The organism is Shimia sp. W99 (assembly GCF_053851455.3).
Genome location: NZ_JBSQBU020000001.1, coordinates 1016832 through 1031734, shown reverse-complemented (window position 1 = coordinate 1031734; position 14903 = coordinate 1016832). Strand labels below are relative to the sequence as shown.

Below are 14903 nucleotides of genomic sequence, written 5' to 3'. Positions count from 1 at the left end.
AACGACAATAGGTGTCGTTTCGAATGAGCCTGATTGGCAGGAAGGGGCACCAGAGCGTGCAACTGGGTATTTGTGACCAATGAGAACGGGCAGGTCGAATATTGTTTGCGGCTTGTGGGCTGGCGACGAGAAGTGTCGCAATCCGGCAATTTCATGGTGGCAGGCGGCGTAACTCTTGGGGAAACTCTTGAGGTCGGAGGCGCAAATGCGGACCCATGCTCAGGCCGTCGTGATTGGCGGCGGTGTCATCGGATGCTCTATCCTATATCATCTGACCAAGCTTGGCTGGTCGGACGTCGTTCTTCTTGAGCGCAATGAACTGACCAGCGGCAGCACGTGGCATGCGGCGGCCAATATCCACGGGCTGCATGACAGCGCAAATATCAGCCGTCTACAGCACTACACCATGCGGCTTTATGATGAGCTGGAATCCGAGACCGGGCAGAGCTGCGGCGTGTTCCGGCCCGGGTCGCTTTATCTGGCGCAGACCGAGAATCGGGAACATCAGCTGCGCCTTCAGGCAGCCAAGGCCAAGCTCTATGGGATGAACTTCCGTGAAGTCAGTCGAGATGAGGCTGAGCGTCTGCACCCGTTGGTCAATTTCGACGGTATTCGCTGCATCATGTGGGAGCCGGATGGTGGCAATGTCGACCCGTCGGGTGTGACCAATGCCTATGCGGTGGGTGCGCGTCAGCGCGGCGCGGAGATCCATCGCTTTACTCCGGTGACAGGAACCGAGCAGCAGCCCGATGGCAGCTGGATCGTGCGCACACCGAAAGGGGACATTGCGACGCCCTGGGTGATCAACGCGGCCGGACTCTGGGGACGCGAGGTTGCAAGACTGGCCGGGGTCGAAGTGCCCCTGCAGCCCACGGAGCACCAGTATTTCGTGACAGAGACCATTGCCGAGATTGATGCGATGGACCGTCGACTTCCCTCGGTCGCGGATCGTGACGGCGAGTATTACCTGCGACAGGAAGGCAAGGGGCTGCTTATCGGTGCCTATGAGCGCGACATGCGATTCTGGGCAGAGGAAGGCACGCCGCTCGACTTTGCGCATGACCTGTTCCCGGATGATCTTGAGCGGATCGAAGAAAACATGATGCGCGCAATTGACCGGGTGCCGGTGGTAGGCACGGCTGGGATCAAGCGGGTGATCAACGGGCCGATGATCTGGTCGCCGGACAGCAACGTGATCCTTGGACCGGTGCCCGAGAAGAAGGGCTATTTCATGTGCGGCGGCATCATCCCAGGTTTCAGCCAGTCGGCGGGTATGGGTCTTATGGTGGCGGATTGGATCGTCGAGGGCGAGATGCGCTATGACATGTTCGCCTGGGATGTTGCCCGTTTTGGGGAATGGGCCAATGACCGGGAGTTCGTGAAGGCCAAGGTGCGGGATGTTTATGCGCACCGTTTTGCCATTCATTTCCCGAACGAGGAGCGCGTTGCGGGGCGGCCTCTGCGTACGCGACCCGCGTATGAGAGGCAGAAGGAGATGGGTGCCGTCTTTGGGCTGAACTATGGCTGGGAGCATCCCTTGTGGTTTGCCGATCAGCCGGGCGTGGTCGATACCAACGGGTTCACGCGGCAGAACTGGTGGGAGCCGGTGGGCGCGGAATGCCGGATGTTGCGCGATCGGGCCGGGATCATCGACATCTCGAATTTTGCCAAGTATCGGGTCAAGGGGCAGGGGGCCGAGGACTGGCTCAATGCGGTTTTTGCGAACCGGATGCCCAAGGCGGTGGGGCGCTCGTGCCTGACGCCGTTGATCGGGGTGCGTGGTGGGATTGCGGGGGACGCGACGGTAACGCGGCTGGCCGAAGATGAATTCTGGGTTGTCAGTTCGGGCATGGCAGAACGCTATCACAAACGCTTCTTTGATGCGGTGCCTTTGCCGGAGGGGACGATTTTTGAAAGCCTGACCGACAGCGTGTGCGGGTTCAACGTGGCCGGGCCAAAGTCACGAGAGCTGTTGCAACGGTTGACCAATTCGTCGCTGGCAACCGACGACTTCCCGTTCATGCGATCGAAACGGATCGAGATGGCTGGGGTCGAGGTCATGGCGCTTCGGGTGAGTTTTACCGGTGATCTTGGTTGGGAACTGCATTGCGCGGTGGCAGACCAATTACGCCTTTATGAAGTGCTTCTGGAGGCCGGGAAAGCCTTTGGCGCGGGGCCGGTCGGTAGCCGCGCCCTGATGAGTTTGCGCGTTGAAAAGGGGTATGGTAGCTGGAGTCGGGAATACAGCCCGGAATACTGGCTCCAGGAAGTGGGGTTGGAACGGCTTTGCAAGATGGACAAGGATTTCCTCAACAAGGCGGCGGTGGCCGAAACGCTTGGGAAAGCGCCGCGGGAAAAGCTGGTTCTAATGCACCTTGAAGAAGAAGAGGTCAGTGCCTCGAACGCGGATGCCACAGGTGGCGAGCCGATCTTCAAGGATGGCAAAGGAATTGGGCGGGTGACGTCCGGTGCCTATGGCTACAGTGTGGGCATGTCACTCGCACTTGGGTTCGTCAAGGATGCTGAACCGGGGGACGCGGTCGAAGTCATGGTGCTTGGCCGCCCGCATCGTGCGGTAATCCTGTCCGAGCCACCGTTTGATCCGAAGGGTGAAAAATTGCGCGCCTGATCCGTTATTTGCGGATCGGTACGCCGTAGAGTTCGAGTTTGTGCCCCTTGAGGCGGTAGCCGAGCTTTTCGGCGATCTTTTCCTGAAGGGCTTCGATCTCGGGGTCGACAAATTCGATCACCTCGCCCGAGTTGATGTCGATCAGGTGGTCGTGGTGCTCACGCTCGGCATCTTCGTAGCGGGCGCGGCCATCGCCGAATTCGAGTTTGTCGAGTATGCCGGCCTCTTCGAATAGTTTTACCGTCCGGTAGACCGTGGCAAGGGAAATCCCTGAATCGCGGGACGAGGCACGGGCATAAAGCTCTTCCACGTCCGGGTGATCGCGGCTTTCCTGCAGAACGCCCGCAATGGTGCGGCGTTGTTCGGTCATGCGCAGCCCCTTGGCCTCGCAGCGTTCCAAAATCGTGTCGGTCATGCCCATCGCGGTCGTTCGGTTCCCGTGTCTGACTTACTTCTCTATCCAATGCGACTGGCTGTGACCACCGCTTTTCTGAGGGTTATCCACAGGAGAACGCCCTTGACAGGCGCCTCGCAAAGCCCCATGTGACCCCAACTGTCTTCTGCCGCGTGAGCAGCAGGGCCGCATTGACCGAAGTCATGGCCCAACATGAGACAGTGATTTGATCCCAAAATCACGCGTGGGGCCAGGGTCTGGATCGGCTCATCTGCATCAGGCAGAGAGTTGGGATTCACGGCCGACCACACCAAGGCTGCGCGGGATGCGTGGCGAAATCAAGGGTCCCTGCGGGTAACGCAAGGGGGCCGGAAAGACTGTATTTTGACGACTTTTTCTGAACTGGGCTTGCCTGAACAGATGGTGGCCCGTCTGACTGAAACCGGATTGACCACACCGACCCCGATCCAGGAACGTGCGATTCCGCATGCGTTGGACGGACAGGACGTGATGGGGCTTGCCCAGACCGGTACTGGCAAGACGCTGGCTTTTGGCCTGCCTCTGATTGCGCGGATGAAAAGCTATGGCCAGAAGCCCGAAAGGCGCACCGTGCGTGGGCTGGTTCTGGCGCCGACACGTGAACTTGCCAACCAGATCTGTGACAGCCTGCGCCAGCAGGTCGAGGGCACGCCATTCAAGGTGGGGCTGGTTGTCGGGGGTGTCGGCATCAACCCGCAGATCAAACGTTTGGAGCGTGGTACGGACATTCTCGTTGCAACACCGGGGCGCCTGATCGACCTGATGGAGCGCAATGCGCTGGATCTCGATCGGACCGATTTCCTTGTGTTGGACGAAGCTGACCAGATGCTGGACCTCGGGTTCGTGCACGCCCTGCGCAAGATCGCAGCCTGGTTGCCGAGCGAGCGCCAGACCATGCTGTTTTCCGCTACGATGCCGAAACAGATGTCGGAGATTGCCGCGGCCTACCTGAAGAACCCGGTGCGGGTACAGGTGTCGCCTCCGGGCAAGGCAGCGGACAAGATCACGCAGGAAGTGCATTTCATTGCAAAGACCGAAAAGACCGCTTTGCTGATCGAATTGCTGGACGCGCATCGCGACGAAGCGGCCATCGTGTTTGCGCGCACCAAACACGGGTCGGAACGGCTTATGAAAGCTCTGGTCAAGGCCGGATATGCGGCGGCGTCGGTACACGGCAACAAGAGCCAGGGTCAGCGTGAGCGCGCGCTCAAGGGGTTCCGCGATGGCGAAACCCTTGTCCTCGTGGCCACGGATGTAGCGGCGCGTGGGCTGGACATTCCGCAGGTGCGCCATGTCTACAACTTTGACCTGCCCAATGTGCCCGAGAACTACGTGCACCGGATTGGCCGCACCGCGCGCGCTGGGATGGACGGGGCGGCGGTGGCGTTCTGTGCCCCGGATGAAGTTGAAGAGCTGAAGGCGATCCAGAAAGTCATGAAGCTGGACATCCCGGTGGCGTCGGGCCGTGCGTGGGAAGGGCTTGAAGCACCGGCCAAGAAGGGTGGAAACCGCCGCCGGGGGGGCAACGGCCCGCGCGGTGGCACAGCAGCTCAGCCGGGTAAACCGGCTGGCAACGGGCAGCGTCGCCGCCGTCGGCGTCCTGCACGCGGCAAGGGCGCGCCCAAGGCGGCCTAAGTCCGATAGGTCAATTGACCCTGCATGACGCGCAGCGCGGTGCCCGAAATGGTGACGGCATCGCCCTGCGTTTCCAGACCGATCCGGCTGGGTCGGCCCATGTCGTCCCCTTGGTGGATGGTCAATTTCTGGTCACGCCCTTCGATCCGGCGCAGAAGCGCGCCGAGGGTCGCACAGGCGCTGCCCGTGGCCGGATCCTCTGGGATGTTGTCAAGCGGTGCAAACATGCGCGCGTGGATCACGTTTCCGTCCCGCACATAAGCAAACTGAGCGAAGTCCAGACCCGAGGGGTAGGCCGCGTTACCTTTGCGAAAGGCCCCGATGTCGGGCAGCAGGTTCGCCAGCACATCCCGGCATTTCAGTTCGGTGATCGTGAAGGCCAGCCCAAGTGAGGCCATGACAGGCGCGTGGTTTTCGAAGGAGATGTTCGCAGGACTGGTGCCAAGCGCCGCCGCCACCAGATCAGGATCGGGCTCTGCGGTGATTTCGAGAGTTGCAGATGTGGTAAAACGGGCGGCTCCGACTTCGACCCTGCAAGTGATCGGGCCGATCCCCAGTTCCAGAACCATGTCCGGTCCGGCGCCTTCATCGGACAGCGCGACGGCTGTTCCGATCAGCGGATGGCCCGCAAAAGGAACTTCCATCGTCGGCGTGAAGATGCGCACGTGGGCGGTATGGCTCGGTTCCCGGGCGGGATAGACGAAGGTCGTTTCCGAGTAGTTGAACTCGCGCGCAATGCGCTGGAGGTCTTCCTGTGGAAGGTCCGCCGCATCAGGAATAACGGCCAGCTGGTTTCCACCAAAGGCTTTTTCCGAAAAGACATCATAGACAAAATAGGCGGTCATGGATTCATACCAGATCGGGTTCGCGTCCGACCCGGTTCGCCAGCGGCGCCACGGTCAGACCCTGAACGATGATTGAGAAGACAACGACGATATAGGTGCTGGTCAGGATCAGCGGTTTCCAATCATTGTCGGGTAGGGAAAGAGCCAGCGCAACGGAAATGCCGCCCTTGAGCCCGCCCCAGGTCATGATCGGAACGACGCCGCGACTGAAGCTGCGGAACGGTTCGAGGATCAGAACCGGCACGGCAACGGCGGCAAGGCGCGCGACAAGCGCGAGTCCAATGGCCATAACACCGGCCAGCAGGAACTGAATGTCAAAGGCGACGGCAAAGACTTCGAATCCGATCAAGAGGAACAGAACGGCGTTCAGAATCTCGTCGATCAGTTTCCAGAAGGCATCCACGTATTCGCGGGTCTGGGCGCTCATACCATGCTTGGTGCCGATATCCCCGATCAGCAACCCGGCGCAGACCGCCATGATCGGGGCCGAGACATGCAGCCAGACGGCAAGTTCATAGCCGCCAAAAGCCAGTCCGAGCGTCAGCAGAACCTCGAGCGAATAATCGTCGATCAAACGCATCACGCGGAACGTGAGCCATCCCAGAACGATGCCAAGTACCGCGCCGCCAAATGCCTCTTGCACGAACAGAAAAGCCGCGTCGTCCAACTCGGATGAGCCGTGATCCGCTCCGTGCCCGCCGCTGGCAAAGGCAATGCCCGAGATCACGAGAAACACCACGTATCCCACTCCGTCATTGAACAGGCTTTCGCCGGCGATCTTGGTTTCCAGAGATTTTTGCAGCTTGGCCTCGCGTAGTACCCCCAGAACAGCCACAGGGTCGGTCGGGGAAATCAGCGCACCAAAGACCAGCGCCACGATAAGTGGCATACCGGTGATCCAGCTGAAACCGAAGCCGACGATGGCGGTCGAGAGACCCACGCCAAGGGTCGCCATGAGCGCAACCGGAATCCATTGGGCGCGCAGATCGGCAAGCTTCACATGCAAAGCCCCGGCAAAAAGCAGGAGGCCCAACATGCCTTCGAGCAGTGCATCGGAAAAGTCGATCCCAACGACCAGATGACGGGCCGTGTCGGCGATTTCGAGTTGCGGCCAGATGAGATCGATACCAAGCACGCCGAACGAGGCGAAGAGCGCAACAACAAGAATGCCAATGGCGGAGGGAAGCTTCAGGAAAAGGTAGTTTATGGCGCCAAAAACGCCCGCAAGAACAATGAGAAGAGACGTAATCTGTAAAAAATGCACGCGCAAATTTCCTTTTGGTGATTGCACTTGCGTAGCATGGGGATTGGGGCGCTGGCTAGGCGCGTGTGACCTCGATCCAAACCGGCAGATGATCAGACGCGACACGGGCCGGACGGCGGTTGTGGACCGCCTTGTTTACGGGTGTGAGGGTCTTGTCGAGCGCAAACCCATCCAGCCCGGCAATTGGGCGCGCGGCTGGAAAGGAATGGCCCGGTTCCACGAAATCAAGGCCCGGCGTCGCCACGTCCAGCGCGCGCTTGCTGCCCCATTCGTTGAAATCGCCGGCAAGAATGGTCGGCATCGGCGCGAGCCTGCGCAGGTGGCGGGTAATCGCAGAAAGCTGCATCAGGCGATAGCGGCGCAACAGGCCGAGATGCACCCCGATCACCCGCAACGGGCCAATCGTCGTGTCAAGATCCGCCCGGATGGCGCCGCGCGGCTCGAGACCGGGCAGGTCGAGCGCGTCGGTTTCGATGATCGTCGCACCGTTGCGCACAAGCATGGCGTTGCCGTGCCAGCCAAGTGACCCGCCGGGTTGTCCGAAATCGACGATATCGAATCCGTGGGTTTCAATGAGATCGAAAGGGAGCGCGGTGGGACGCGGCGGCAGGCGCTTGTCGGCTTCCTGCAATACAACCACATCCGCACGCAGAGCGCGGATGACCAGCAGGGAACGGTCGGGTCGCCTTTGCATATCGAGGCCGACGCATTTCTGAAGATTGTAGCTGGCGAGGCGGAGCGGTGTCATGGCGGGTCTTCGTTGTCTGTCCCTAGCATGTAAGGCGGCGCAGGGTCGGCGACCAGCAGGTTTTTGGCCGCTGCGGCATTTGTGGCCTGGGTCGCTTGACTTTCAGGCGCCAACAGCGCCGAGTGCAGGAATGGCACGCAAAGAACATATGGATGGAACTGGCGCGATCTGGCTGACGCTTTTTGCGCTGTTGCTGGCGTTCAACCAGGTGGTAATCAAGGTCACGGTGGGCGGTTTTGGTCCGGTCTTTGCCGTCGGGATGCGCTCGTTCTTTGCGATCGGCGTGGTCGCGATCTGGATGGCGCTACGTGGTCAACGGATGGACCTGTCGCGGCGCATGTGGGTCCCCGGTCTCCTTGTTGGAGCATTATTTTCGTTTGAGTTCATGGCGCTATTCAGCGCTCTTGATCTTACGGATGTCGCTCGCGTGAGTATTATCTTCTATTCCATGCCGGTCTGGCTCGCGCTAGCATCACATGTGTTTCTACCGGGCGAACGTCTCAACCGGAGCCGACTCATGGGGTTGGCGCTCGCGATGGCGGGCGTCGTGGTTGCCTTGTCGGATCGTGCGGGCGGAGAGGCGCGCCCGTTGGGGGATGTCCTGGCGTTGTGTGGTGCGATTTTCTGGGCGGGGATTCCGCTGACGGTCCGGTTGACCGCGCTTTCCGAGACAAGGCCGGAAACACAACTGATGTATCAGCTTGTGGTCTCGGCGTTGATCCTCCTGCCGCTGGCGCCCGTTTTCGGAGCCACGTTCAGAGACCCGGAGCTGATCCACTGGGCGGGCATGGTGTTCCAAATTGTCGCCATTGCCTCTCTGGGTTTCCTGGCCTGGTTCGTCTTGCTGACGATCTATCCCGCCGCGTCGGTGGCGTCGTTCAGCTTCCTGTCGCCAGTGTTGAGCGTTATCCTTGGTTGGTGGCTGCTTGGGGAGACGATCGGCCCGGCGATCTGGCTGGCGCTGGGTCTGGTAGCGGCGGGGTTGGTGTTGATAAACCGCCGCTAAGTGCCACAGAAGGTGGCGTGCACGCGTTCGTTTTCGCTGGGCGGGCGAGTCAGGTCGGCGGCGTCTCCGGGATCGGCAAAGGGAGTCGACAGGGCACGCATCAGGCGGTCGAAGGGGCGGTAGTCTCCGTTGACTGCGGCGGCAATCATTTCCTCGATACGGTGATTGCGCGGGATCAGCGCCGGGTTGGCCGCATTCATAGCGGCAACCGGGTCCTGTGTTTCGCTCTCCAATCGGGTCCGCCAACGTTTGTTCCAAGCATCAAAAGCGTCGCGATCGGTGAACTGATCTCGCGCCGACCCGCTACTCAAAGCTCTGAAACTATTGGTGAAATCGGCGCCTTGCGCGGCCATCAGCGACAGCAATTCGGTGATTAAAGCTGTGTCGCCTTCCGTCACCGCGGTGAGGCCGATTTTCGCGCCAAAGCGTCGTTGCCAGGCGGCGTTCAGAAGGCCAGGCATTGCGTGGACCGAGTTGGTGAATTCGGCAACCGCCTGCTCTGCGTCGGGCATGAGTGGAACAAGTGCGGTGGCCAGCTGGGCAAGGTTCCAGACGATGATGTCGGGCTGATTGCCGTAGGCATAGCGCCCCTGCCTGTCGATCGAGGAAAACACGGTCATCGGGTGGTAGGCATCCATGAAGGCGCAGGGGCCATAGTCGATGGTTTCACCGGAAACCGCGCAGTTATCGGTGTTCATCACGCCATGAATAAAGCCGACAGACATCCACGCCGCGATGAGTTCAGCCTGCTTTTTTATTACAGAATCAAGGAATTCCGTCGGTGTGTCCACGTCGGGATAATGGCGCTCTACCGCATGTTCAAAAAGCGCCCTCAATCCAGCGATGTCCTGTCTGGCGGCGAGCGCCTGAAAGGTGCCCACCCGGATATGAGAGGCCGCAACGCGGGTAAGCACTGCGCCGGGCTGCAGACCGTCTCGCATGATGTCTTCACCGGTCTCGACGGCGGCAAGAGCACGGGTCGTGGGGATACCAAGGGCGAACATGGCCTCGGAGACTACGTATTCGCGCAACACTGGCCCAAGCCACGCGCGTCCATCGCCGCGCCGCGAAAATGGGGTCCGGCCAGAGCCCTTGAGCTGGAGATCCAGCCCGTTGACCTCGCCCAACAGTACGGCGCGCCCGTCACCCAGCTGCGGGTTCCAGTGGCCGAATTGATGCCCGGCATAAAGCTGCGCCAAAGGCTCGGCACCATTGGGCAGACGGGAGCCGGAAAACACCGCTGCGAGTGTGGTGTCATCGTCGATCCCGGTCAGGCCAAGCTGGCCGGCAAGCGCGTGGTTGAAGGCGACAAGGCGCGGTGCACGGACGGGCGTGGGCTCTTGCCGCGCGAAAAGCCGTTCAGGCAGGCGGGCGTAGCTGTTGTCGAAGGGAATACGAAGATCCATACCGCAAAAGATAACCCTTGCATGCAGGATTACCAGAGCCGGGTTAACATTGTGTCAAGCGCGCGTCATACCATGCGGCGCGACATCAGCATGAAGCGTTCGCGGGCCCGGAATCCGGCGCGCAGGTACAGCTTTTGGGCGGTGGTGTCATCGCGGTCAACTTCAAGGTGAAAGGCTCGGATTCCGGCGTCGGCCAATGCCTTGGGTAGGGCAATCAACACGTCGCTTCCCACGCCGCGCCCTCGGATGGCCGGACGGATGAAAATCTCGTCGATAATGGCGTCCAGCCCGCCGAACTCAACCGACCAACCAAAGGTGACAATGACATAGCCGATAGGCGCGCGGGCGGGGCCGAGGAGATAGGCGACACCGTAGGGTGAGCCTTCGAGGAGAGGGCGCAGGGCGGCTGTACGCGTGGCGTCGTCCTGTTTGATGTCCATTTCGCCGTGGAAGGCCGCTACCAACCGGTCCAGTACGGCAAAATCGTCGGGTCCGGCAAGGTGCAAGGCGGTGCTCATAGGCGGGCAAGCCTTTCTGTCAGAAGGGAAAAGAAGCCATCCGCGTCAATATTGCCCATGAACGTGGCGTTGGGGGGGCGATCGGTGACGCCCCACCAGTCCGCGACAGTCATGCCCATGGTGAGTTCCGAATGGGTTTCGATTTCCACGTTGATGTGGCGGCCAGTGAACAGGTCGGGTCGGATCAGGTAGGCGGTGACGCAGGGGTCATGCAGCGGGGCGCCCTCTGAGCCGTATTTCTCCTTGTCAAAACGCTCAAAGAAATCAGTCATTTGCGCGACGGCAACGCCAACCTTGGTGCCCAATGCGCGGAACGCATCGTTGCGGGGTTTGGTCACGAGGGCCTTGTGCGTGACATCCAGCGGCATGACGACGATGGGCGCGCCGGAACGGAACACAATATTGGCAGCCTGAGGATCGACATAGATGTTGAATTCAGCCGCCGGGGTGATGTTGCCCACCTCAAAATAGGCACCACCCATCAGAACAATTTCCTGAACCTTTTCAATAATATCCGGGGCCTTTTCAAAAGCCATTGCGATGTTTGTCAAGGGGCCAAGCGGACAGAGCGTGACGGTGCCAGCCGCATGGCTGCGCAGCGTGTCGACGATGAAATCGACCGCGTGCTGTTCCTGCAAGGGCATAGTCGGGTCGGGCAGGTTAGGGCCGTCGAGCCCGGTCTTGCCATGCACATGTTCGGCAGTGACAAGGTCTCGTCCGAGAGGGCGGTCGCACCCGGCAAAGACCTTTACATCAGCTTTGCCAACCAACTCACAGACAATGCGGGCATTTTTGCTTGTAAGTGCAAGTGGAACGTTGCCTGCGACAGCAGTTATTCCAAGTACGTCGATGTCCTCGGGGCTGGCCAAGGCCAGCAGGATTGCGACGGCGTCGTCCTGTCCCGGATCGGTGTCGATAATGATTTTACGCGCGCTCATGTGGGTCCCTCGTGATGTGGGGGCACAGTGTCAATGGTTGCGCGCAATGGCAAGCGCTGCGCCGTTTGAGGGCGGAAATCCGCGTTCGGTTTCACGTCGGTATAACGTCGGTATTGCGTCGGTATTGACATCGGACTTCGGCGCACTGACGAAAAAGGGCAGCCCCCGAGAGGACCGCCCGTCGTGTCTTGCATGAGCAGGTCGTGATCAGCCGTCGAAATCGACTTCTTCGGTGATCTTGAGCGCGGTTGCGCGGTGGCCGGCCAGCGTCATCAGGTTGGTGTTATCGGCGGTGAACGCCCCCCAGCTTTCGACCAGCGGATCAGGCTTGGTGCCCGGTGCGATCGGGTATTCGAAGTTGGCCTTCGCATAGATTTCCTGTGCTGCAGGCGAGGTCAGGAATTCCATCAGCTTCAGGGCGTTTTCCTTGTTGGGGGCAGATTTGGTCATCGCCACGCCCGAGATGTTCACGTGTGTCCCATTGCCTTCGAAGGTCGGGAACACGACGTTTACGCTCTCGGCCCATTCTTTCTGTTCTTCGTCCGCCAACATCTTGCCCATGTAATAGGTGTTGCCGATTGCGACGTCGCATTCCCCGGCCCAGATCGCCTTGACCTGTGCCCGGTCGTTGCCCTGCGGTTTGCGGGCGAGGTTCGACTTGATGCCGTCGAGCCATGCTTTGGCGCCTTCTTCGCCGTGGTGCTCGATCACGGCCGAAGTGAGGGCGATATTATAGGCGTGGGTGCCCGAGCGGGTGCAGATACGGCCTTTCCATTTGGGATCAGCGAGGTCTTCGTAGGTGGTGATTTCACCGTCCGCGACGCGATCCTTGGAGGCATAGACGATACGGGCGCGGGTGGTCAGGCCGTACCAGTGGCCTTCGGGATCCTGGTACTGCGCCGGGACATTGGCCTTGAGGGTGGCGCTGTCGACGGGCTGGGTCAGACCAGCTTCGACGATGCCGGATAGGCGCGAGATGTCGACTGTAAGAACCACATCGGCGGGCGAGCGTTTACCTTCGGCCTGCAGGCGTTCGATCATGCCCTTGGCGAGATAGGCGACGTTCACGCGGATACCGGTTTCAGCTGTAAAGGCATCGGTCAGCGGCTTGATCAGTTCGGGCTGACGGTAGGAATAGATGTTGACCTCGTCGGCGAGGGCAGGGGTGGCCACGGCAAGGGTTGCGGCGGCGAGGACGGTTGTTTTGATCGAGTCGAGCATTGCTGGTCTCTTGTAGTTGCAAATCAATTGCAGCGACATAAATCCGACTTTTTTACTTGGGTCAATACCTGAATAAAACATTCAGGAATTTGAGTCTACTTTCTCCTCGGCCTTGACCTGATTCCAGAGCGCGTCCATTTCTTCGAGTGTCGAGTCCTCGGGGCGTTTTCCGCGCGCGGCGAGGTGGGCTTCAACTGCTTCGAAACGCCGGATAAATTTCTGGTTCGTACGGCGCAGCGCGGCTTCGGGATCGACATTCATGTGGCGGGCCAGGTTGGCCATGACAAAAAGAAGGTCGCCAAATTCGTCTTCGATCTCGTCCTGAGACAGGCTGTCGCGGGCCTCGGCAAGCTCGTGCGCTTCTTCGGTGATCTTGTCGAGAACGTGCGAGGCGTCGGGCCAGTCAAAGCCGACGCGCGCGGCGCGTTTTTGCAATTTCAAGGCCCGCAGCAGAGCGGGCAGACCGACGGCGACCCCATCAAGGGTGCCTTTTTGGGCCTTGCCTGCGCGTTCGGCGGCCTTGATGGTTTCCCAATCTTGGGTTTGTTGCTCGGCCGACTTATCGCGCGATTCGTCGCCAAAAACATGTGGATGGCGGGCGACCATTTTGTCGGACATGGTGTCGGCCACTTCGTCAAAGGTGAAGAGCCCCTTTTCGGCGGCCATCTGCGCGTGAAAGACCGATTGGAAAAGAAGATCGCCCAGCTCGCCCTTGAGTTCATCCCATGCTTCACGCTCGATCGCGTCGGCCACTTCATAGGCTTCTTCGATCGTGTAGGGCGCAATGGTCGAGAAATCCTGATCGATGTCCCATGGACAGCCATTCGCGGGATCACGCAGGCGGCGCATGATTTCCAAGAGGCGGGGCATGCCCCCGTGGGGATCAAGGATCAGCGGATTTTCGGCCATTGCAGCGCGCTCCTTTTTGGTTTCTGGTGCATGGATGGGAATGTTGCGAGGGGAGTCCAACCATGCCTGTTGTTAACCGGATTGCAGATTATGCGGAAGATATGAAGACCTGGCGCAGGTATCTGCACCAGCATCCGGAATTGATGTTCGAGTGCCACAAGACGGCGGCCTTTGTGGTCGAGCGCCTGCGCGAATTCGGAGTGGATGAGATTCACGAGGGGATCGCCACCAGCGGGGTCGTGGCCATCATCAACGGGCAGGGCGAGGGGCCGACGATTGGCTTGCGTGCGGATATGGACGCCTTGCCGATGGACGAGACAACCGGGCTTGAACACGCAAGCACGGTGCCCGGGATGATGCATGCCTGCGGGCATGACGGACACACGACGATGCTTTTGGGGGCGGCGCGCTACCTTGCGGAAACGCGCAAGTTCTCGGGGCGTGTGGCGTTGATTTTCCAACCTGCCGAGGAAGAAGGTGGCGGGGCCGACGTCATGGTGCAGGAAGGGATCATGGATCGGTTCGACATTGGCGAGGTCTATGGAATCCACAATATTCCGGGCGTCGAGGCCGGGTATTTCCTGTCAACGCCGGGGCCGGTGATGGCGGCGGTGGATACGTTCGAGGTGTTCATTCAGGGCCATGGTGGGCACGGGGCGTTTCCGCAGGATACGGTTGATCCGGTGGTGGCGGCGGTGGCCATGGTCAACGCGATCCAGACCATCGTCAGCCGCAACCACGATACGCGTCAGGAAGTGGTTGTTTCCGTGACGCAGATCCACGCCGGAACTGTCAACAACGTGATCCCGGATACGGCCTATCTCAATGGCACGATCCGCACGTTCGACAAGGGGGTGCAGGAGATGGTGCACCGCCGGCTGCGCGAAGTCGTGGACGGAACCGCTGCCGCTTATGGCGTGGAGGCGCGGACCGAGATCGAGATCGGATACCCCGCGACGGTCAATGATCCTGAGAAAAGTGCCTTTGCCGTCGGCGTGGCGCGCGAGATTTCGGGCGAGGACGCGGTGGACGCGGACGCACAGATGGAAATGGGCGCCGAGGATTTTTCCTACATGCTTGAGGCGCGCCCCGGGGCTTATCTTTTCCTTGGGACGGGCGAGGGGGCCGGGCTGCACCACCCGAAATACGATTTCAACGACGAAGTGGCGCCGGTAGGGGCGTCGTTCTTCGTGCGACTGGTCGAGACGGCACAGCCCGTCTGACGGAAGCCTGCGGCGGGGCGAGTGGGCCCCGCCTGCTTGCGTATTCGCCGTTCTGAAAATGAAGGGGCTTGACCTCATTTCCCGTATATGAATAATTTGATCAAATTATTTGACGGGGAGCGCAAGTC

The 14903-nt window shown here is 60.2% G+C and carries 13 protein-coding genes; 4 read left to right on the top strand and 9 right to left on the bottom strand.

Going from position 1 to position 14903, the window contains the following annotated elements:
• Positions 1-205: 205 nt before the first annotated feature.
• The gene (locus tag ACS3QZ_RS05015; RefSeq protein WP_456036844.1) at positions 206-2629 is read left to right on the top strand and encodes a GcvT family protein; all 2424 of its coding nucleotides are present in this window, start codon (positions 206-208) and stop codon (positions 2627-2629) included.
• A gap of 4 nt (positions 2630-2633) precedes the next feature.
• On the opposite strand, the gene ACS3QZ_RS05010 is transcribed toward ACS3QZ_RS05015, so the two are convergent.
• Positions 2634-3044 carry a Fur family transcriptional regulator gene (locus ACS3QZ_RS05010; RefSeq protein ID WP_093094468.1) on the bottom strand — a complete coding sequence of 137 codons (411 nt, stop codon included), beginning with the start codon at positions 3042-3044 and terminating at the stop codon, positions 2634-2636.
• A 363-nt stretch (positions 3045-3407) separates the two neighbouring features.
• On the opposite strand from ACS3QZ_RS05010, the gene ACS3QZ_RS05005 reads away from it, so the two are divergent.
• Positions 3408-4697: a DEAD/DEAH box helicase gene (locus tag ACS3QZ_RS05005; protein WP_456036843.1), complete on the top strand. Its 1290-nt coding sequence runs from the start codon at positions 3408-3410 to the stop codon at positions 4695-4697.
• Here the strand turns inward: ACS3QZ_RS05005 and ACS3QZ_RS05000 are convergent.
• The 3 genes from ACS3QZ_RS05000 to ACS3QZ_RS04990 are packed head-to-tail and all read right to left on the bottom strand — an operon-like array spanning position 4694 to position 7554.
• Positions 4694-5542, bottom strand: a complete 849-nt coding sequence (locus tag ACS3QZ_RS05000; RefSeq protein ID WP_456036842.1) for a PhzF family phenazine biosynthesis protein — start codon at positions 5540-5542, stop codon at positions 4694-4696. The two genes, ACS3QZ_RS05005 and ACS3QZ_RS05000, sit on opposite strands and share 4 nt — an antisense overlap.
• Before the next feature lie 4 nt (positions 5543-5546).
• Positions 5547-6806, bottom strand: a complete 1260-nt coding sequence (locus ACS3QZ_RS04995) for a cation:proton antiporter (RefSeq protein WP_456036841.1) — start codon at positions 6804-6806, stop codon at positions 5547-5549.
• 55 nt (positions 6807-6861) lie between these two features.
• Positions 6862-7554, bottom strand: a complete 693-nt coding sequence (locus tag ACS3QZ_RS04990; protein ID WP_456036840.1) for an endonuclease/exonuclease/phosphatase family protein — start codon at positions 7552-7554, stop codon at positions 6862-6864.
• 130 nt (positions 7555-7684) lie between these two features.
• Here ACS3QZ_RS04990 and ACS3QZ_RS04985 point away from each other — a divergent pair, with 130 nt between their 5' ends.
• Complete coding sequence (locus ACS3QZ_RS04985) at positions 7685-8560, top strand: DMT family transporter (RefSeq protein ID WP_456036839.1); 876 nt, start codon at positions 7685-7687, stop codon at positions 8558-8560.
• Here the strand turns inward: ACS3QZ_RS04985 and ACS3QZ_RS04980 are convergent.
• From ACS3QZ_RS04980 to mazG, 5 genes are all read right to left on the bottom strand, one after another.
• Positions 8557-9966: a protein adenylyltransferase SelO gene (locus tag ACS3QZ_RS04980; protein WP_456036838.1), complete on the bottom strand. Its 1410-nt coding sequence runs from the start codon at positions 9964-9966 to the stop codon at positions 8557-8559. The genes ACS3QZ_RS04985 and ACS3QZ_RS04980 overlap by 4 nt on opposite strands.
• A 65-nt stretch (positions 9967-10031) precedes the next feature.
• Complete coding sequence (locus ACS3QZ_RS04975) at positions 10032-10484, bottom strand: GNAT family N-acetyltransferase (protein ID WP_456036837.1); 453 nt, start codon at positions 10482-10484, stop codon at positions 10032-10034.
• Positions 10481-11422, bottom strand: coding sequence for a nucleoside hydrolase (locus tag ACS3QZ_RS04970; RefSeq protein WP_456036836.1), 942 nt, complete (start codon positions 11420-11422; stop codon positions 10481-10483). The genes ACS3QZ_RS04975 and ACS3QZ_RS04970 overlap by 4 nt, the downstream gene beginning before the upstream one ends.
• A 207-nt stretch (positions 11423-11629) precedes the next feature.
• Entirely contained in the window at positions 11630-12643 is a 1014-nt protein-coding gene (locus tag ACS3QZ_RS04965) for a Fe(3+) ABC transporter substrate-binding protein (protein WP_456036835.1), read from the bottom strand.
• Between the two features lie 81 nt (positions 12644-12724).
• Positions 12725-13552, bottom strand: coding sequence for a nucleoside triphosphate pyrophosphohydrolase (mazG, locus tag ACS3QZ_RS04960; protein ID WP_456036834.1), 828 nt, complete (start codon positions 13550-13552; stop codon positions 12725-12727).
• A 62-nt stretch (positions 13553-13614) separates the two neighbouring features.
• Here mazG and ACS3QZ_RS04955 point away from each other — a divergent pair, with 62 nt between their 5' ends.
• The gene (locus ACS3QZ_RS04955) at positions 13615-14775 is read left to right on the top strand and encodes a M20 aminoacylase family protein (RefSeq protein ID WP_456036833.1); all 1161 of its coding nucleotides are present in this window, start codon (positions 13615-13617) and stop codon (positions 14773-14775) included.
• The last annotated feature ends 128 nt before the right edge of the window (positions 14776-14903 follow it).